Origin of the sequence: Paenibacillus sp. MER 99-2 (assembly GCF_023714095.1) — a bacterium.
GTDB lineage: Bacteria > Bacillota > Bacilli > Paenibacillales > Paenibacillaceae > Paenibacillus.
Genome location: NZ_JAMAUZ010000001.1, coordinates 1100531 through 1121246, shown reverse-complemented (window position 1 = coordinate 1121246; position 20716 = coordinate 1100531). Strand labels below are relative to the sequence as shown.

Annotated in this window: 16 protein-coding genes; 5 read left to right on the top strand and 11 right to left on the bottom strand. The window is 46.1% G+C overall.

Annotation, left to right across the window (positions count from 1 at the left end; translation table 11 throughout):
- Nucleotides 1-224: 224 nt before the first annotated feature.
- The 6 genes from M3636_RS05095 to moaA all read right to left on the bottom strand — a co-directional run bounded on the left by M3636_RS05095 (nt 225) and on the right by moaA (nt 9400).
- Nucleotides 225-1736, bottom strand: a complete 1512-nt coding sequence (locus M3636_RS05095; protein WP_251381446.1) for a nitrate/nitrite transporter — start codon at nt 1734-1736, stop codon at nt 225-227.
- Complete coding sequence (narI, locus tag M3636_RS05090) at nt 1737-2444, bottom strand: respiratory nitrate reductase subunit gamma (RefSeq protein ID WP_056692405.1); 708 nt, start codon at nt 2442-2444, stop codon at nt 1737-1739.
- A gap of 14 nt (nt 2445-2458) precedes the next feature.
- Nucleotides 2459-3115, bottom strand: coding sequence for a nitrate reductase molybdenum cofactor assembly chaperone (gene narJ / locus M3636_RS05085; RefSeq protein ID WP_251381445.1), 657 nt, complete (start codon nt 3113-3115; stop codon nt 2459-2461).
- Nucleotides 3116-3132: 17 nt separating this feature from the next.
- Nucleotides 3133-4605, bottom strand: coding sequence for a nitrate reductase subunit beta (gene narH, locus M3636_RS05080; protein ID WP_251381444.1), 1473 nt, complete (start codon nt 4603-4605; stop codon nt 3133-3135).
- A complete protein-coding gene (locus M3636_RS05075; protein WP_285858504.1) occupies nt 4595-8311 on the bottom strand; it encodes a nitrate reductase subunit alpha in 3717 nt (1238 codons plus the stop codon). The genes narH and M3636_RS05075 overlap by 11 nt, the downstream gene beginning before the upstream one ends.
- A gap of 87 nt (nt 8312-8398) precedes the next feature.
- The gene (gene moaA / locus M3636_RS05070; protein WP_251381443.1) at nt 8399-9400 is read right to left on the bottom strand and encodes a GTP 3',8-cyclase MoaA; all 1002 of its coding nucleotides are present in this window, start codon (nt 9398-9400) and stop codon (nt 8399-8401) included.
- 316 nt (nt 9401-9716) lie between these two features.
- On the opposite strand from moaA, the gene M3636_RS05065 reads away from it, so the two are divergent.
- The 5 genes from M3636_RS05065 to M3636_RS05045 are packed head-to-tail and all read left to right on the top strand — an operon-like array spanning nt 9717 to nt 12505.
- Nucleotides 9717-9950, top strand: coding sequence for a DUF2249 domain-containing protein (locus M3636_RS05065; RefSeq protein WP_056689699.1), 234 nt, complete (start codon nt 9717-9719; stop codon nt 9948-9950).
- 17 nt (nt 9951-9967) lie between these two features.
- On the top strand, nt 9968-10342 hold the full coding sequence (locus M3636_RS05060) for a hypothetical protein (protein WP_251381442.1): 375 nt from the start codon (nt 9968-9970) through the stop codon (nt 10340-10342).
- The gene (locus M3636_RS05055; RefSeq protein ID WP_251381441.1) at nt 10329-10934 is read left to right on the top strand and encodes a DUF2249 domain-containing protein; all 606 of its coding nucleotides are present in this window, start codon (nt 10329-10331) and stop codon (nt 10932-10934) included. Before M3636_RS05060 ends, M3636_RS05055 begins: the two co-directional genes overlap by 14 nt.
- A 13-nt stretch (nt 10935-10947) precedes the next feature.
- On the top strand, nt 10948-12180 hold the full coding sequence (locus M3636_RS05050; protein WP_251381440.1) for a hypothetical protein: 1233 nt from the start codon (nt 10948-10950) through the stop codon (nt 12178-12180).
- A 25-nt stretch (nt 12181-12205) separates the two neighbouring features.
- The gene (locus tag M3636_RS05045) at nt 12206-12505 is read left to right on the top strand and encodes a metal-sulfur cluster assembly factor (RefSeq protein ID WP_128101650.1); all 300 of its coding nucleotides are present in this window, start codon (nt 12206-12208) and stop codon (nt 12503-12505) included.
- Nucleotides 12506-12667: 162 nt separating this feature from the next.
- Here M3636_RS05045 and M3636_RS05040 read toward each other — a convergent pair whose 3' ends face one another.
- The 5 genes from M3636_RS05040 to M3636_RS05020 all read right to left on the bottom strand — a co-directional run bounded on the left by M3636_RS05040 (nt 12668) and on the right by M3636_RS05020 (nt 20548).
- Nucleotides 12668-13009 carry a cupin domain-containing protein gene (locus tag M3636_RS05040; protein WP_251381439.1) on the bottom strand — a complete coding sequence of 114 codons (342 nt, stop codon included), beginning with the start codon at nt 13007-13009 and terminating at the stop codon, nt 12668-12670.
- A gap of 151 nt (nt 13010-13160) precedes the next feature.
- Nucleotides 13161-14180, bottom strand: a complete 1020-nt coding sequence (locus M3636_RS05035; protein ID WP_145408912.1) for a diacylglycerol kinase catalytic domain-containing protein — start codon at nt 14178-14180, stop codon at nt 13161-13163.
- Nucleotides 14177-15217 carry an SPFH domain-containing protein gene (locus tag M3636_RS05030; RefSeq protein WP_128101647.1) on the bottom strand — a complete coding sequence of 347 codons (1041 nt, stop codon included), beginning with the start codon at nt 15215-15217 and terminating at the stop codon, nt 14177-14179. Before M3636_RS05030 ends, M3636_RS05035 begins: the two co-directional genes overlap by 4 nt.
- Nucleotides 15218-15511: 294 nt before the next feature.
- Nucleotides 15512-15985: an IS200/IS605 family transposase gene (tnpA, locus tag M3636_RS05025; protein WP_251381438.1), complete on the bottom strand. Its 474-nt coding sequence runs from the start codon at nt 15983-15985 to the stop codon at nt 15512-15514.
- A gap of 186 nt (nt 15986-16171) precedes the next feature.
- Entirely contained in the window at nt 16172-20548 is a 4377-nt protein-coding gene (locus M3636_RS05020; protein WP_251381437.1) for a glycosyl hydrolase 53 family protein, read from the bottom strand.
- Nucleotides 20549-20716: the final 168 nt, after the last annotated feature.

The window sequence follows — 20716 nt, the reverse complement described above, 5'->3', positions numbered from 1 at the left end:
TAATTTGTGTCATACATCCTGCTCCCTGCTTCTAACTTGTTCTTTCTGTTATTCACAATGACAGCTCAGCGTTAAGCCAAATTCATCAGGAACGCTAATCACATCCTCTGTGAATTGAACTATCGCTTGTGCAAAAAGAGACCTTAACTACTGTAAATCAAGTTAAGGTCTCTTGCTGTATGTTGGATCACTTTTTCAATAACTGTTCTGTTTACATGAATCGCTTAGGCAATCGTTAGATCGGGTTTACTCATGTCACTGAACATACCCGCGTAATATTTGACTTCTCCAGCTTCATTACGGATTGCTGTAATACTAAGCCATTCCTGATAAACCTCACCGTTCTTCTTACGGTTCCAGATCTCGCCCTGCCAGTATCCTTTTTCACGCAGTTCCTGCCACAACTGATCATAGAACTTCTTATCCTGCTTGCCTGATTTCAGCATGCTTGGCTTCTGTCCTACCGCTTCTTCAGCTGTGTAACCTGTAACCGCCGTAAAGGCTGGGTTCACAGAACGAATAACACTGTTCGTATCTGTCACCAGGATCGCTTCAATGGTATTCTCCAGAATGCTAGAAGACAATTGAAGTTTCTCCTGATAGAACATCCAGATGACAAGCACGAGACTTACCAGTGCAATCTGGGATAGCGCCATGAATCCAATCGCGTAATGACCTGTCATGCTGTACAGCAGCGTCAGCATCAATGGAGGGAAGAATCCGCCCAAACCACCCATAGCCGAGATCATACCGTTAGCGATACCTGCTTGTTTGACGAAATACATTGGCACTAATTTGAAAATTGTACCGTTACCTGTACCCGCGCAGAGCGCGACAGTCAGACACCCAACTGTATAAATGTAGAATGAAGGTGCAAACGATAATACGATCGCAGCAATAGTTAATCCGCCGAACACAAACATTAATATTTTGAACGGATTAAACTTGTCACCAAGCCAGCCACCCACAGGTCGCATAATCGTTGCAACCAGAATGAAGCCTGCGGTACGAATACCTGCATCTACTTTGTCCATCTGGAAGTTAGTAACCAAGAAGTTGGGCAGATATACTGTAAATGCAACGAATGAACCAAACGTTAAAAAATAGAACAAACATAGCAGCCACAGTTTATTGTTTCGCGATACGGCCTTTAACTGCTGCATCAGCGGAACGTTAACACGTGTTTCCTTCTTGTCCCCGAGAACAAAATTCAGTGCCGCCATCCCGAGTAACAATATACTGTATAGTAATACCGTTGTAGACCATCCCACACGATCGGCAATCAACGGTGCTCCGAATGCAGACAACGCCGTTCCAAGGTTACCAATTCCGTATATCCCGTTTACAAAACCATGACGTTCTTTGGGATAATACTTCGGCAGTGATGTTACACCGACAGAGAATACAGCGCCACCGATTCCGAGGAAAAATCCGCCAATAACCAGATCACTGAATGATGTTGCACGACTAACCCACCATACCGGAGCAAGCAAAAACACAAAGCTGATCATGAAAATGTTACGTGCCCCGTAGCGGTTCGTCCAGTACCCAATCGGAATACGAGCAATCGAACCGATTAATACCGGAATGGCAGTCGCCCAAGCCAGCTGTGAAGATGTAAGTGCGATATCTTCTTTGATGAAAGGCATGAGTGACGAGAGAATCACCCATACCATAAAGCCAAGAACAAGACTTGCCGTTTGCAAGGGCAGTTGAATCTTACCTTTGTGCTGCATTTACATCGCCCTTTCCTTTTGTTGTTCTTGATTCGGATACACTGCTCCGTCTCTTCTGCGATACAGCACATAGCTACGTCTCAGATATCCGAGTGGCATGCTCAGCATATGAACCAGACGTGTGAATGGAAATACGCTGTACAATACAAATGTGAGCAGAATATGAACCTTAAAGTTCATGGGTACCGTCTGCATCAGAGTCGGATCAGGCTGGAATACGAGCAGACCACGAATCCATGGATTAATTGTTGTACGATAATCAAATCCACTATGGTTTACCGCATTAGCCGATGTTGCCAGAATCCCGGTCACAATGACAATGATCAACATGGCCAGTGCCACCCAATCCCCGACACTGCTTGTTGCCCGCACTCTGCGAGCCGTATACCGGCGTACCAACAGAATAACCAAACCGGTAAATGCGATAATACCAGCTGGTAATCCGCCGAACACAGCGCCCATGTGATACGCTTCATCACTTAGACCAATCCAATGATAAAATTCAATTGGTACAAGCAGACCGGCAATATGTCCGCAGATAACGGCGAAAATGCCGATGTGGAAGAGTAAACTTCCCCATCGCAGCATACGTTTCTCCAGCATCTCACTTGATTTCGATGTCCAGCTAAACGGATTGGTTACATATCTCCAGATGGTCGCCGTAATACAAAACACAATGACCATATACGGGAGAGCACCCCATAACATTAATTCCAGTGTACTCACCGATTGCCCCTCCTCATTAGCTCAACGATCTCGTTCAGACCGCCAAGCGGTTGTTTCTGTTCTTCTTTGCTTGGTTCAGGTACGTCCGAAACAGACGGCTCGGGCATCACCTGTAACATCAGCGTGAGGAGCGGCCCGTATGGACTGTTTTGTCCTGCGATACTTTCGGTCATCGTGACCAGCGCTTTATGGCAGGTACCCAGAACTCCGATTGCATCTATCTCCGGAGCCTCGGCAATGAATTCAAGCACCATTGGCAAATAATCCGGCAGCTCACTGGCTTCCATGTAGAAACCCGCCGCTTCATATCTGCGCTTCAAATCGATTAGTGCTGGCCCACGATCCCGCTCATCACCATGCAAAGCATAAGTGAGATAGAGATTTGACTTTTTGTCAAAGTCAAACGCACGTACGTAGGCATCTTGCCACCCAATAGCATCAACAGCCTGTGCATCTCTGGTGAAGGTTAACACGATCTGCTTCACTTCTTCTTCAGAGATCGAAAGAACGGCTTCTTGTACTCCTTGTAATCCCTCTCTCCACTCGGTATCCGGATATTGCAGTAGATAGGAGATCAGTTTGCAGACCATTCGTCTTGTATCCGTGTCATACACCGGCTTTACGATGGGTTCTGAATTAATGTCGATCGTCATCGTTGTTGTCTCCTCTCCTATGAGAATACGCCGCAAGAACCTGGGCCGCCTGCAAAGTCAAGACCGCAGCTACCTTGTTCACTGAAGAGGTCTGCGACTTCCTCACGGTGAGCTGGCGGGATCACAAAGCGGTCATCGTATTTCGCGATAGCGAGCAGACGATACATATCTTCAACTTCCTGCGCACTCATGCCCACATAATCAAGCAATTCGGACTCGCTCGTTTTGCCAGTCTGTTGGTTACGCATGTGAATCCGCATCACAGCCATTTTGCGCAGTACTTCACGAATACGCCCTGTATCTCCTGCCGTAAGCAGGTTCGCGAGGTATTCAACCGGAATACGCATGTTGTCAATCGCCGGGAAAATATCGTTCGCTTCGAGCGAGCTTCCTTGACCTTCTACTCGATTAGTAATCGGGCTCAGCGGCGGAATGTACCATACCATCGGCATGGTGCGATATTCAGGGTGAAGTGGAAGTGCAATCTTCCAGTCAATAACCATTTTGTAGATTGGGGACTGCTGTGCTGCAATAATCCAATCCTCCGGAATGCCTGCTGCACGTGCTTCACGGATCACTTCAGGATCGTTTGGATCAAGGAAAACATCCATTTGTGACTCATACAGATCCTTTTCATTCTCCACCGAAGCTGCCGCTTCAATGCGGTCTGCATCATAGAGCATCAGACCGATATAACGAATACGTCCTACGCAAGTTTCGGAACAGATCGTTGGTAACCCCGCTTCAATCCGCGGGAAGCAAAGAGTACATTTCTCGGCTTTGTTTGTTTGCCAGTTGAAATAAACTTTTTTGTATGGGCAGCTCGACACACAGAATCTCCATGCACGACAAGCATTTTGATCGACAAGTACGATCCCGTCTTCTTCACGTTTGTACATTGCGCCTGAAGGGCAAGAAGATACACAGGATGGATTGAGGCAATGTTCACAGATCCGTGGCAGGTACATCATAAATACCTGTTCAAAATCCATTTTGATCGATTCCTCGACACCTTTCATGTTCGGATCTTCCATCCCCGTTATATGTGCACCGGCGAGATCATCTTCCCAGTTCGGACCCCATTCGAGATTCATGTACTCTCCGGTAATTTGGGATTTTGGTCTTGCAACTGGCTGGTGTTTTTTCTCCGGACTATTAGTCAGTTTTTCGTAATCATAGGTCCACGGCTCATAGTAGTCGTCGATCGTTGGTTGATCCGGGTTGTGGAAAATGTTAAGCAAACGTTTGGCACGTGTACCGGATTTTAGCTCCAGCTTGCCATTTTTCATCTCCCAGCCGCCGCGATAACGCTCCTGATCTTCCCATTGTTTTGGATAACCGACACCTGGTTTAGTTTCGACATTGTTAAAGTACATGTACTCTGCACCTGGACGATTCGTCCAGGTGTTCTTGCATGTTACGCTGCATGTATGGCAGCCGATACATTTGTCCAGGTTCATGACCATACTGACTTGTGCTTTAATCTTCAAGCCAATCCACCTCCTGCAGTTTTCTAATGATGACGTTCAGGTCACGCTGGTTGCCTGTCGGGCCATAATAGTTGAAACCATAACTTAACTGTGCATAGCCGCCGATCATATGTGTTGGCTTCACGTGAATACGAGTTGGACTGTTATGCGTACCACCACGTGTCTGCGAAATTTTCGTACCCGGAACGTTAATGTGGCGATCCTGGGCGTGATACATAAAGGCTACTCCGCGAGGAATACGGTGTGTGACTACCGCTCTTGCCACGACGACCCCGTTACGGTTGAAACATTCGATCCAGTCGTTATCCACGAGACCTGCTTCTTCTGCATCCTCATGGTTCATCCAGATTGTTGGACCACCGCGGAACAAGGTCAACATTGGCTGTGCATCATAGTACATACTGTGGATGGACCATTTGTTATGCGGAGTCATGTAGTTCAGCACGATTTCCTTGCCGCCCTCAATCGGACGTTTACTGTTTGGATGGAACGGTGTATGTTTCAGAATTGGTTTGAAGGTAGCCAGCGTCTCACCGAACTCACGCAGCATTGCGTGGTCGATATAGAACTGTTGTCTGCCCGTCAATGTGCGCCATGGAATCAATCTTTCTACGTTGGTCGTGAACGGTGAATACCGTCGTCCGCCTTTTTCCGATCCGCTAAATGCAGGCGATGTGATAACCGTTTTTGGTTTGGAAGTAATCTCGTCAAATGTGAAGCATTCTTCTGACCGTTCTTCTGCCAAATCTTTCAGATGTAGTGCCGTTTTCTTCTCTAGAGACTCCCATGCACGTACAGCCATCTTACCGTTCGTTGTTGTCGACAGCGTCAGAATGGCTTCAGCGACGTTACGATCTGAACTCAGATCTGGACATCCTTGTCCAACGCCATCTTTGCGGTTCACACCCAAAATGCCTTTCAACTTCTCGTATTCTTCGCTCGCAGACCAAGTCATGCCCTTCGTACCAATTGGTTTATCCTTCACGTTTGGCCCGAGACTGATCATTTTGTTATAGACCGCAGCATAATCACGTTCAACCACTTGAATATGCGGCATCGTTTTACCCGGAATAGCTTCGCATTCTCCAGCACTCCAGTCTTTAATCTCACCATACGGTTGAGCGAGTTCATCTGGTGAATCATGCAGCAACGGTGTAGCCAGAATCTCCTTCTGCGGACCATCGAATTGCTGTGCAGCCATTTCGGAGAACACACGTGCAATCTCCTTGAACGTATCCCAGTCAGAACGGGATTCCCACTGCGTAGCTACCGCCGGGTTGAACGGGTGCACAAACGGGTGCATATCCGTACTGCTCAAATCGCTTTTTTCATACCATGTTGCTGCCGGCAGTACGATATCGGAATACATCGCTGTACCTGCCATGCGGAAATCCATATTGACCATAAGATCAAGCTTGCCTTCCGGAGCTTCATCCACCCACTCCACATGCTCTGGACGAAGTCCATGATCATCATCATTGAGCAATCCGTTGGTTGCACCAAGCAAATGCTTGAGGAAGTATTCATGTCCTTTGCCTGAGCTTGAGATCAGGTTTGCTCTCCAGACAAACAACACACGTGGGAAGTTCGCTGGATCATCCGGCTGCTCAATCGAGAATTTAAGATTTTTATTTTGAAGTTCGGAAGCCACATATGCGCCGATTTCTTCCTTCGTTGTTGCCCCCGCATCCAGTGCATCCTGATGCAAATCAATCGAGTTACGGTTGAACTGTGGATAAGATGGAAGCCAGCCCATGCGAGCAGCCATGACATTATAGTCAGCAACGTGCTGGAAGCGCGGATCACCTTCAAGTGCCGAAGTAAGCTCTCCGACTTGGGTTTCCTCGTATCTCCATTGATCCGTTGCAAAATAGAAGAACGATGTTCCGTTCTGTAAACGAGCAGGTCCACTCCAGTCACGTGCAAAAGCAATCGTCTGCCAGCCTTCCGCCGGACGCAGCTTCTCCTGACCTACATAGTGAGCCCAGCCACCACCGTTAACCCCCTGACAGCCTGTCATCAGAAGCAGGTTGATAATGGCACGATAGATGACATCGGAGTTGTACCAGTGGTTGATCCCGGCACCCATAATAATCATGGAGCGACCTTGCGTATCAACTGCATTTTGTGCAAACTCACGTGCGATCTGAACGACGGTTTCCCGGTCAACTCGAGTAATTTTCTCCTGCCAAGCTGGTGTAAATGGTTTATCCTCTTCAGCTTCCAGAACGACTCCTGCTACGATCTCAGTAGAGTCTGCAGAACGTGTCATTTCACGATCAACACCATACTTCGCCAGCACGAGATCGTATACCGACGTAACGGTAATCCAGCGATCTTCAACCCAGATGCGGCGCACTGGGATTTGACGCTCCATGACATGACTTCCTTCATCATCGAAGTATGGCAGATGCACGGTTACGAGATCATGATGCACGCCAAGCATGGATAGTCGTGGATCGATCGGCTCGCCAGTATCCACCTGTTCCATTTTGAGATTCCACGTACCTTCTTCACCCCAACGGAAGCCCATACTCCCTTTTGGAATAGCATAAGTGCCGGAGTTCTCATCATACACAAGGGTTTTCCATGCCATGTTGTTGCCTTGGATACCCAGGTCTTCCCCGAGTAAGAATCGTCCTGCTATGTTTACGCCATCCTTCTCTTCGACAATCAACAAATTAGGGAAGTCTGTATACTGCTTCGCATAGGACATGAAGTAATCTGTAGGATGATCCAGATAAAATTCTTTCAGAATGATGTGCCCCATAGCCATGGCAAGAGCACCATCTGTTCCTTGTTTTACGGACATCCATGTATCTGCAAACTTCACATATTCCGCATAATCCGGACTGATGGATACCACTTTTGTTCCTTTATAACGCGCCTCAGCGAGGAAGTGAGCATCCGGTGTACGTGTCATTGGCAGGTTGGAACCCCACACCAAAATGTATCCAGAGTTGTACCAGTCACTGCTCTCCGGCACGTCTGTCTGATCTCCCCAGATTTGCGGGGATGCCGGCGGCAGATCCGCGTACCAGTCATAGAAACTAAGCAATGGTGAACCAACCAGAGACAAGAAACGCGAACCAGCAGCATAACTGACCATGGACATCGCTGGAATCGGTGAGAACCCAATGATACGGTCAGGACCGTAATCTTTGATCGTATGAATCATGGAAGCAGAGATAATCTGTGTCACTTCGCCCCATGATGCACGAACTAGTCCGCCTTTACCGCGTACCGATTTGTACCTTTTTACTTTGACCGGATCATTCGCAATACTTGACCATGCCTGTACGGGATCACCATAAGTTTTTAGAGCGTCACGCCACATTTCCAGCAGGGCACCACGCACGTAAGGATACCTCACACGCAAAGGACTATATAAATACCATGAGAAACTTGCTCCACGCGGACATCCACGCGGTTCAAAATCAGGCATATCCGGCCCGGTGGATGGATAATCCGTCGCCTGTGTTTCCCATGTCACGATGCCATCTTTCACATAAATCTGCCAACTACATGAACCCGTGCAGTTCACACCGTGTGTGGAACGCACCACTTTATCATGCTGCCAGCGGCGACGATACACGTCTTCCCAGTCCCGGTTAACCGGGGACATCTCACTCCAGCCTTCCGCGTTTTTCTCACGTTTGGCAAAATACTTCAGTTTGCCCATCCAGGGCATGCTTTTGCTGCTCATTGTTGTCCTCCCACAAATGTGACCTGTTGATGCGATACCGCACCTGAAATTGAGATCGAGATTAAACTGAATTCGAAGCTGCTCTTGCTATCCTCCGATCTGCGACATATGCCGCAGCGTAGGTGTTCCGTCAATCTGTTGCCCTTTTAAGGCTTTTACCATGTCATGAGTTTCGGGTTTGGAACCGAGCGCCTTGTAAAACAGATCCTGCACCGCCTTGTCGTTGCCAACAAGTGGTCGAACATTGTACTCATCCGACCAGTACAGGCACGGTTTAATGTTGCCGTCGGCTGTTAACCGGAGCCTGTTGCAGCTACCACAGAAATGACTGCTGACGGGATGAATCAGACCAAATGTTCCAGCTGCTCCAGCAATTCGGTAACTATCTGCTGGACCGTTGCCATACACATCACCGCAGCTTTCGTAGTTCCATTTAGCTCCACAAGTCTCCAGCACATGTTCAAGCGGCAAATAACTCGACTTCCAGCTGCTCCCACTATCACCGATGGGCATGTACTCGATAAATCGAATATCAATCGGATCCTCCAGCGTCATGCGTAGAAAATCCTCCACCTCATCGTCATTTACACCTTTCATCAGAACAACATTTAGCTTGATGGGCTGAAATCCAGCCTTTTGACTGGCTTTGATGCCCTCCAGCACACGATGTACCTTACCGCCTCGTGTAATGCTTGCAAATCGCTCCGGCTTGAGCGAATCCAAGCTAATGTTGACCCGAGTTAACCCCGCTGACTTTAGTCGATCCGCATAAGCTGCCAAATAGATGCCATTGGTTGTCAATGCAATATCTTCAATCCCTGGAATAGCGGATAACATTGCAATCAGTTGATCCAGCCCCTTGCGAACCAGAGGTTCTCCCCCAGTCAAACGCAATTTCCGAATACCCAGTGGAGCAAGCGCCTTGACGATCGACGTGATTTCTTCATAAGACAGGATTCGTTCTGTCGGTTCAAACTGCATCCCTTCTTCTGGCATGCAATATACACAGCGCAGGTTGCAACGATCTGTAACCGAAATCCGCAAGTAGTCATGAACTCTGCCAAACGGATCCATTAATTTTGATTCCATACACGTACCTCCCTTCTCTAGGGTGCTGTCTTTATTCGGCTGAAGGAGGGAACTTGCTTCCTCTCATCAATTGTCATCTTGGTGCTAAATATAAGGATGTCTCGCTCGCCTAACTGTGCAAAATATCACAAGAAGTGAAACATAGCGCACACTTACACATTTATAAAATCGCCGCAACCCCTTTCCAAACAGGATTCTCGTTTAAATAAGGCAAGATTATGACAATAGGAAATGTGAGCCTGCTCACACAGCCCCCTCTTATCGTTTTCTATAATCAAGTTGCAGCACCACACTAACCCACTTGGAGGAATGAACCATGAACACATATGCAGCTACTATTAATGCTACTGAGTACCCACCTCATCTGAAACATAAAATCATTTTCGAAACGTTTGATCAATTGCAACCGGAAGAAGCGATGCTCCTTATTAACGATCACGATCCGAAACCTTTGCGATTCCAGTTCCAATCTACACATCCTGAAGGCTTCGATTGGGAGTACATTGAACAAGGACCTACAACTTTCCAGGTCAAAATCAGCAAACGATAGATTGGAGATGAGCAGCCATGCCGCAAGTTGATATCATAAATGACACCACACTTCGCATCACGCTTCGGCTGGAAGATGCGACGACCATGATTCAGATGGCGCAACAGAATCAAGTGGAATATGCACAAGAAATCATTACGATTTTTGAAAAAATGCCGGTCTTCGAATACACACACTTTTGTTTTTACGCCTATGATAGTGCAAGACTTTTCGAGCGATTGCTCGGTATGGATCCTAAGGCATATCTATCCTTCTCTCTGGATGCGCCGGAGTCATTCTTTTATGCACTGTACGGCGGAATGGCTGCTCTCTATGAGTCATCACAACACTTGCTCGAACAGGCGAATGTAGCGGGTACAGGATCGGATGTGAACGCACATGTCTCCAACTGATGTCAACATTGTCGAGCTGGATGTGCGGCCTCATTTAAGTAAGAAACTGGAGCCATTTCAACTCATTATGGATACGGTAAAAGGTCTGCATCCTGAAGACGTATTTGTACTTCATGCCCCATTTAAGCCAACGCCGCTACTTGGCATTCTCAAATTGAAAGGGTACTCCAACTCGTCTGAACGAATGAGCTCGGATCACTGGGTCACTACTTTCATTCACAAGAAAAACAAAAAAGGCGCAAAAGCATTATCTGCGCAGCAGCTTGAGAATGACGAGTCTACTCTTGATGTGTCGCCAGTAACAGATGAAGAGGCATGTCAAGGGCGACCTGAAGGAGTTACCGTTGCAGTGGAAGGTGACGAACAGCCAAAAGCTGCAACCATAATGCTTGATAATCGCGGATTAGAACCGCCTCAACCGATGATGCGCACGCTTGCTGCACTCGAGCGTTGCAAGCCTGGAGATGTTGTGCTCATTCACAATGATCGCGTTCCCGTGTTTTTAATAGAAGAGTTAAATAATCTGGGTTGTCCATATACGGTTGAGGATCAAGCGGATGGTACGGCGAAAGTCAGAATTGAAAAAGGGTAAGGAGGCGAAAGCCATGTCCAGGTTGCCGTTTCTTTTTATCATCACGGGCATCTTCGGATTTGTTATGTATCACGCCTTCTCCCTGCTCTCGCTAACAGGCTGGCTTGGTGATGAATTAAGAGGCCCTGAAGGCTGGTTTCACGCTCACCTCTTTGTTCTGGGGTGGGCAACCATGCTTGCTATGGGTGCGATATATCAATTGATTCACGTAATTCTGCAATCTAATATCTACAGTCTGCTGCTGGGCTACTGTCATTACTTCTTCTTCACTATCGGGCTTACTGGTATGTTATGTGGTTTCATCCGTGGAGATGTTCATTGGATTGCCGGTTCAGCTACGCTAGCCTTAATCGGTATTTTATTGTTCGGATGGAATATGGCGGTAACGCTCTTCCGTGCTTCTCAGTGGAATCCGGTAACGATTAGTGCCGCCTGTTCTTGTCTGTATCTTGTTCTGACCGGACTTTCTGGTATGCTGATGGGACTGAATTTTGCTTTTGGGCAATGGAACGGTCTCCATGAGCGCTTATTCGGAGCACATATTTGGATGGGAACCCTCGGCTGGTTCGGCATGTTGATCACTGGATTCAGCTATAAGATGTTACCTATGTTCTACCTGTCCCATGACTACTCCATACGGCTGCAAAAGGTCGTATTGTGCTTATGGAACGCAGCGGTAATCACAGGTGTCATCGCATTCTTAACAGGTATCCAAGACGGGTTACTCTGGTTCGCACTCTTGCTTCTAAGTGCAGCAATCATCTGCTATGTATTTCACTTAGAACAGATTCAGGAGAAACGGCATAAAAAAAATCCAGGACCAGGTATACGTTGGTCAGTGTATGTAAGTCGTGCTTTTGCCGTATATGTTGTGGCATTGTTAATCTATTCCGCACAAGGAACCGATCTGTTGCTCCATCCACGGGTAGTGCTTCTATCTGGATGGGTATATCTCGGAGGCTGGGTTTCACTCACGATATTAGGTTATGCATCCAAAATCGTACCGTTTCTATGGTGGACACATAAGTATGGAAAGCAAGCTGGCAGACCTGGAGTACCCCTTATGGCTGGCATGCTGAGTGAACGCTACGTACAATGGGGAATCATCGCCATGGTGGGCGGTAGTCTATTGTTGGTGAGTGGAATTTTAATAAATCTGGCAGAAGTAATGATGGTCGGAGGTACCATTTTATCTATGATCTCCATTGCTTATATCGCAAATATTGCTTTGGTTTTTAAACGTTAATTTGGAGGATTGGAGAGCGATAACCATGGAACAAACAACCCATTTGTTAGAATGTCTGAAGGAAGTATACGACCCTGAGTTAGGCGTCAACATTGTAGATCTCGGGCTTGTATATGAAGTACGCGAAGAGCCTGAACGTGTGTACGTACGAATGACTTTGACCACACCTGGCTGCCCACTGCATGATACGATTGTAGGCGCCGTGAAGTGGGTGTTACAAGAAAATTCAGGCAAGGCCGATATCGATGTACAAGTTGTATGGGAACCTCAATGGTCACCACAGCTCATGTCTAATGAAGCAAAAGAAATGTTAGGATATTTCTGACATTGAATGAAGTGTTTATATCACAAAGAAACGTACTTAAGCTCTGTTCCTGCCAGAGACATAAGTACGCTTTTTGTTGTTTAATCGTTATCAAGTTTATAGTTAGTTGCTACGATATACAGGTGTAATTACACCTCATTATAGAGTGTTACCGTGTTCTCACTATATATTTTGCGCGTAGGATTCGTTAGGTACTTTATTAAGTGTAACAAATAAACGAGTTTCACTGTTACCTGTATTATAGAAGGAAAATTCTGTATCCCCTCCACAGCAGAGTACATCCTCTTGTTTGACCTCCTGTTCAACTCCATCCAGAATCATCGTTCCTGTGCCTTCAACCACCAGCAAGATAACATCTGTTCCTGGGTGTTTGTGTACCGGAAGCTGTTGACCTGGCAAGAAATGAAGTACAAACGTAACCCCGCCGTCGTGTCGGAATAATACCCGTTTAGTAAAGCGATCTGTACTAAATTCTTTTACGGCTTGCAATGATGTGATACTCATATTCATTCATCCTCCTCTGTAATCTGTGATTACATCCATCATAACGTGACATAGCCCGAAACTCCTTGATCTAAATCAAGAAATTCCAGGCTATAGGAAAGATTATCCCAATATCTAAGTTTGACTTAGATTAATAGATAGAACTGAGACATTATACGACGAGCTGCCCTCGTTTGTCCGCAAGATTAATGGTCGCCTCTACACCTGAATTAAATTCAAGAAAATCCTGTTCAACGCCATCGCTGAATATAACTCCGTCTTCTGGCATCTGGGAAACCATTCGTAAAGGTTGGTTCGCATGGATCTGCCCAAATACGACATTGGCAGCCGTTGTACGGCTAGGAAATGGTTCGCGCACTGTGAAGTAAAGGTAGGGTGCGTCCCAACCAAAATGCTTCATCCCTTTTTGCTCCCAATGTGTAGTCGTCATATCATCGTTGGTATTCATACGCTGCCAAGCTTTCGAGTTCACAATGCCGGTTGCACCTGCCAGCACACTTTTGAACCAACCCGTGGCGCCCATTCCTGTAGATACGATAACACCACTGGAGGATTGCCGTTCTACGATTGAACCAAATTGCACTTCATAACGAGCAGAGACATGTGTCTTCCGACCAATAAACAGATCGTTAACGCCATAGAGATACTGACCATCATTCAGCTCAACTTTGGCTATTGTGACTTCTTTCAGTGAACGACGTCTACGAATCACGTCAGGAATAATAAAACGCAAATCCTCCACTGTAAAAGGAAGCAGCACCCCATCCCAGCGCATGGGATCAGGATTAACCCCAATCAGCGGCTGTTCTGATAAATATTTGAGTGTATTTGCAACAAGACCATCCTGACCAACAACGACGATAATATCCTGTTTACCAAATATAAAATTAGGCACATGCTCCCGATCTATCGTTTGAACTCTTCCGAGCGAACCAAGAATTTGTTGCGCTTGTGACACGGATTCCCGATAACGAGCATCCTCCGCAATGTAATCATTAAAATCTGCTCCTAGACGTTCAATATAGAATTGTGCCTGCTGCACCGTATTATAACGAACGATTAATTCCTCTAGTCGTGTTCTTCGTTTGATCAAAATAAGTTTGTGTTCCGTTAATCGATGCTCTTCCGTCACTGTTTTTGATGCTGACTTTTCGGTTCCTAAGCGTCTCATCTCCCTCTTCCCCCTTGCTCTCTGTTCGAGGTGGACATCAAACCTTGCAGCAGATCAGGTGAAATATTCAATTGTCCGATCTTACCTGCATTCTCCGCCAGTTCCTGGAATGCGAGTGCAATGAGTTTATCCGAATTCATCCCCATATTTGCCATCGACTGCAGAACGGTCGGTTCGACATCCTGCAGTGATTTCATTACAGCTGCCATTTCATAAGCTTTGGCATCTGCTTCTGCATTCCGATTGGCAATCGTCAGCTCAATCAGCTGTTGTTTTCGCTCTTCCATCGCTGTATTGAATTGGAGCTGCTCCTGCTCCATCTCATTTTGCTTTTGTTTGATGGAACGTTCTGCCTGCAATTGCGTTTCTCGAATTTGCCGCTTTTTGGATTCAACTGCGATTTCCGTATTCAGTTCGTTTTCCTTCACCTTACGCTCCTGCTCGATGGACGCATTACGGCGCACATACAATGCTTCATCAGCCTGACGCAAAATTTCTTCACGAGCCTGCGCTTCCAGCGCACGCATCGTCTCTTTGTTAGGCAAAATCGCCAGAATCGATAAACTCATTAGCTCTACGCCCAGCTTCTCCAGTTCTTGGCTCTGGGCAACCTCACGTTTCATACTCGTTACCAGCCGTTCACTGGATTGAATTGCTTCCTTCAATGGCATTTGTTCCAGATGCTTCTTGGTCAAGACTTTGGCAATCGTGATTACACGTTGATCAAGCTTACCGGGATCATCTGAAATGTACCGATTTTTACGTAAATTATACGTATAATTCAAGCTTTGTGTAATTTTCATGTAGTCCACAATGCGGTAGCTAAGTTGTCCCTGAACCGTTACGGTCTGATAATCTGCAGTTATTTCTTCGAACATGAAAGGCACTTCTACAGACGATACAGGTAAAACGACAACCGAAGTGGTCGGTTCATAATATGTGAAAGATAAACCTACGCCTTGACGCTGCACCTGACCGTTCTTCACTTTCATGACGTATTCACTGGGCTGAAATTTTACAAATCGAAATCCGAACATGATTCATTCCTCATTTCTCAATATAGTCATTATGATATTATCGAAATGATAACAAACAAAATCGTTACTGTCAATATGACATTAATGAGTTTTAGTTTATTTCGAGGTATGAAGGTACAGCATCATGAAAGAGATAAAGATCAATTTTCTGAATCAGGACCACCCGTCCAACGGGTGGTTTGCTCTTGGGGTATAACCCCCTGTTGCCAAACTGCGCCTAAAGACGCTAGCCTGACAGCAGGGCTGTTCAGGCTCAGTGTGATTTGTCTCTTTCACTTACCAGTTAAACTGGTTTTACTTCTTTTTGCTCCGATTACTGCTGAATGGATCTTCGTATTCTTTTACACTCAGCTTATCTACCGCCTGATCATGTGCTTCTTGCTCACATATATACTTTCTTACGGTTGCTTCATTTAGACCCACTGTGCTCACGTAGTACCCTTCTGCCCAAAACTTTCGATTTCCGTACTTATACTTCAGCTGCGCATGCTTCTCAAAGATCATGAGCGAACTTTTCCCTTTTAGATACCCCATGAACGATGAGACTGCCATTTTCGGCGGAATCGCTACCATGATGTGTACGTGATCCGACATCATATGGCCTTCTATGATTTCGACTCCCTTGTACTTACATAAGCGTTTGAAAATTTCGATCAGATCTCTTCTCACTTGATTATAGATCTCTTTCCGTCTATACTTCGGGGTGAATACAATGTGGTATTTGCACATCCACTTTGTGTGAGCTAAACTGTAGCTCTTGTTTGCCATCTTTGACCATTCCTTTCTTTGAGCCTGAACATCTCAAGTTTATCGGAATGGTCTTCGTGGTCAAACCCTAGGCCCTCCACCCGCATAGCGGGTGGTTTTTTGTTTCGCGCGTTTCACGCACTCAACTGGCTAAAGCCATAACAAAAAAAGACCGAGTCTTATGACTCGATCTCTCCTGCTTATATGTTATTGTTTTGCATACAACTGTTCCATCAATCTCGCAACTGCAACAGCACCTTGAGCACGACTAGCCGTTTGTTTAGGCGCAAACGTACCATCTGCCATGCCATTTAATAGTCCAAGTTGCTGCATTGACGCCACGGCTTCTCTTGCATACCCAGCAATGGCTGTATGATCTTCAAATGTATTCTCTTTTTGCGCCACTGGAGCTGTTGTATTCGTGTCTTGCTTCAAAGATTGCAACGCACGATTCAGCATAACCGCCATATCTTCTCTGGAAACAGACTCATTCGCTCCAAAGGTTCCATCTGCTCGGCCTTGGATGATATTCATCTGCAAACCAATTCGCACCGCATCAGCATACCATTGACCTTCCTGCACATCTGTTGGAGTTAGCACATCTGCATCCGATAGGCTTGATTCTCCAATTCCTTTAATAATCATTTGCAAAAATTGTGCACGTGTGAGGTTACCATCTGGAACGAAGTTTGTGGCATTCATGCCTTTAATAATCCCTTTACCATAGAGATTCTGTACCTCTGATTTCGCCCAATTGTGATTTTGCATGTCATTTAACGGAACTTGAACTTCAGTAATGACAAAGCTTCCGGATTGTGTAGGCTTGAACGCGATGGTTTCGTTGTTGTCATTCGCTACAGAGTACGTTACTGGCTTCATCTCACCATTCTCCGATATCGATTGTACAATTCGAACGGTATCGCTTCCTTGAAGCTCGCCTTCATTGGACATGACGACCTCAATCGCTCTATCTGTCCAGACCATTGGTTCCCCATTCATTAATACATTAACATTAAGGATGGATCGGTTACCAATGGCTGCTTTTTGTGATTCCGTTAAAGCTATATTTGATCCTTCAGACACCTCAACATCAAATGTTCCGGCAGTTTCTTCACCTTGTAGCGGAATAGATTTGAGTGGAATGCGAATCGAAGTCCCCCCTACGATTAGATCTAGTGATGTAACAGCCTGCGAATGGACCCATTCTGCAAGTTGATTCGTGTTTAATTGGAACGATACGGCTCTGGAGTCGTCAGGTAAATTAGCAATTAGCTTTAATTGCTGCGCTCCTGCCTCCATCGATTGAACGGCTTCGATTAATTGCTGTGCAGTCGGACGAATTGCATAGTTTCCATTACTTGTTAAGATGCCATCTACAGTAATTGCACCTTTCTCAGGTCGATTATTCGTATCAGCCGGTGTCACATCATTGGAATTTCCCGTTGATGGAACCGCTCCTGAACTGGATGGTTGTGACGGTTCGCTTGGCTGTGATGGTTGAGTCGGCTGCGAAGGTCCAGAGCCAGGTGTAGATTCCTCCCGTTTGAGTCGACGAGTTGCCGCCTTCAACTCTTCATCCGCAGCACCAACATCTTGGACAGAAGCTTCTTCATCTTGGATAATAGACTTCGCGTGCTCAAGCGCCTTGCTGAACTCATTCCAGGTGGCTGCCGTATAATCATTTTGTTTCAATTCGGCTACTGAACTCACGCTTGCTTTAAGAACAGATTTATCCGCTGGGAACGTACCATATGCTTCAAAATCCATAAAGCCTACCCATTCTGGCCCAGCTGTTATCGTAACCTTAATGTAACGTGCTTGTGTCTGATCAGGGAGAACGTGTCTTGGCCCTGTTGAAACAATAACATCACTTGTTGTGTCCACGACTTTTACATATTCGTTACGGTCTTTGGAGACCTCAATCTTGTACTTAATACCACCACTCCACATCGACATTTCAATCGTACGGACAGACGCAACCTCACCCAGGTCTACTTCCCACCAGCTACCTACGCTCTGATCAGTTCCCCATGACGTCGTTGTATTGCCATCAATCGCTCCTTCTGGTGAATTCGCTTGTCCCCCGCCTGTTCCAGCACTTGAAGAAGCCGTTGCTGTCTTATGGGTTGCTAGAGCTTGCAGACGAACAAGACTTTGATTGGCCTGCTGCAATGTTTCTAAAGCTTGATTAACCTCCGATTGCACTGCACTTTGCTTATCTCTCACAACGATTGCAGCCTGCAACGCATCCATTAGCGTCTTCCAGCTTCGATGGGTATACGATGAGGCATTCTGCTGCTGCATCTCACCGATCAGCAACGTTAATTTGGTTTTGTCTACATCAGATAGCCCGCTAATGGCTTCATGTAAACGTTTCTCCGCCGCATCTACATCAGTCTGGGTCGCTCTAGGATCTGATAGAACCTGAGTCGCATGTGCAAGCGCCTTAGTAACAATCCCCCATGTGACTGCTGACCAATCCGATTCCTTGTATGTCTGCGCTTCGTCTACCTTAGCTTGAAGCAACGCTCGATTCGCGGGGATTACTTCCATTGAATCCATGACTTGCTTAAGAGAAGAGGTTGCATCATTAATTTCTTCCTGCGTTACTCCTGCTGATGTATATACCATTCGGTATACAGAATTAGCAGCTTCAATCGCCGGCGCAAGCAATTGCCAGCTCTGTTCTTCGAAATCTTTGGCTACCAAACCTTGTGCACGTGTAATTGCAGCAGCTAAATGCTGACGATTCGCAGGAACATTCTGCATTCCGCGTTTATACACATCAAGGGATGGCAATGCACGTCCTTCTAAGGAATATCCTCCGTTCCCTGGGAATTCATCGTAGTCGAACATCGCTTGATTTTCCCATGCATCCCCTTCGGAAGCAATCCAGCCCACTCCAGCAGGAATCCAGGCAGGCTCCCAATAGAAGAACCCAGCTCCACGTCCTTCCGGCACTTCAGCAATTAAATCCATAATGCCAGCAATAGCGTCATATTGACCTTGCACTGTTGCTGGGAATGTCGCACCTCCGATATTTAATTTGTCCGGGCCACCGATAATATTGCCATGGGCATCACCATTTTTGAAAGAAAATGGATACGATGTTTCAGCAATAACGACATCTTTTTTGTATTTCTGGGATACTCGGTTCATCGTTTCTTGTACATCTGCGAACGTACCGTGCCAGAATGGATAATAAGAGAGACCAATAATATCGTAATCCAGTTTCCCTTCCAATTCACCGAAGTAGGTATCAAACATATCCGCTTGTCCACCTTCAGCCAGATGGATCATAATCTGAACGTGCTGATCTCCTTGAAGGGCACGTACAGCATCAACACCACGCTGTAGCAGAGCAACATTTTCCGTCTGATTGGCTGTACTCACGTATCCATTAAGCACTCCGCTGTTAATCTCGTTACCAATTTGCACCATGTCTGGCATGGCACCTTCTTCCTTCATTTCACCAACAACCTCATACGTATAATCGTATACAGCCTGCTTCAACTGATCGAAGGTCAGATTCTCCCATGCTTTGGGACGTAGCTGTTGACCCGGATGCGCCCACTCATCAGAGTAATGGAAATCAAGCAGGATTTTCATGCCCTTTTCCTTCACTCGCTTGGCTAAACGGATGACATCTTCTTTATCGTTATAACCTCCTGATTTTTGTGGATCATTCCACAAGCGAATACGGACGTAATTTACACCACGGTCTTTAAGAATATCAAGCAAGTCCCTTTCGGTACCGTTGCTGTCGAGGAATTTACCCTTTTTGTCTTCAATCGCCGTTAACGTAGAAATATCGACACCTCTGATAAAATCATCTTGATACCCTTGCACCGTTACCGAAGCGGTGGGTTGAATTGCCGCACCTTCCACATACCCGTTTACACTGAATGTGTTAGCTGCCTGATATTGTTCAGGATCAATATGATCCCAAACTACGGCTACATGACCTGATTGATCCGCACCATACTGTGCCCGAACCTCGGTAGGTAAGACAGGCGCACCACCAATGATTGTCGTGATATTCACGGCATCATATGCTGTAATATTTTCCGGCTCACGTCCTTCTTGTTGTCCAAAAATACGAATCTCGGACAGCGTTGGCCATGCCCCCTGTTGATCATAAAATGGAATAGTCACTTTTACATATCGAACTAGATCAGTTTGAAAGTCAAAATTGAGCTGCTGCTCTGTTGTTTCTTCTCTATGAGTGGCTACTTGCTCCCAATTCTCCCCGTCGAAAGAAACCTCAACATCAAGATGGATTTTCTTTTGTTCTTTCAATACAATCTCTGCCCCGTTTAAGCGAAACTCTCCATCCAGATCAATCTGAATCCATTGAGGAGCTTCTTCGGTAGCTGCTTCTTTGGAACTCCAATGTGTATCCAGTTTACCATCCACCAGATGGTTTTTATTACTCCCATACTCCAGATATTCCGATTTTACGGTCACCTCTTTATTTAATGCTACATTCACCTTCGTTGCCGCGTCTGCCGGCTGAACCAACAAACCTAGCTCGCAAAATAACAGTAGCAATACAAGGCAACCACTTATGTACCTCTTGTTCACTCTTGATCTCCCCCTTTTTATCGTTGTAAATTGATCAATGAATGCGTTTAACCTTTTTCATTGTAAGCGCTTCAGGTTGATAGACGACACGGTATAATCCAAAGGAAACAGCAGTTATTTAAACAAATTGTGTATCACAGCTGGTTTCGAACATCATGGTCACTTCGT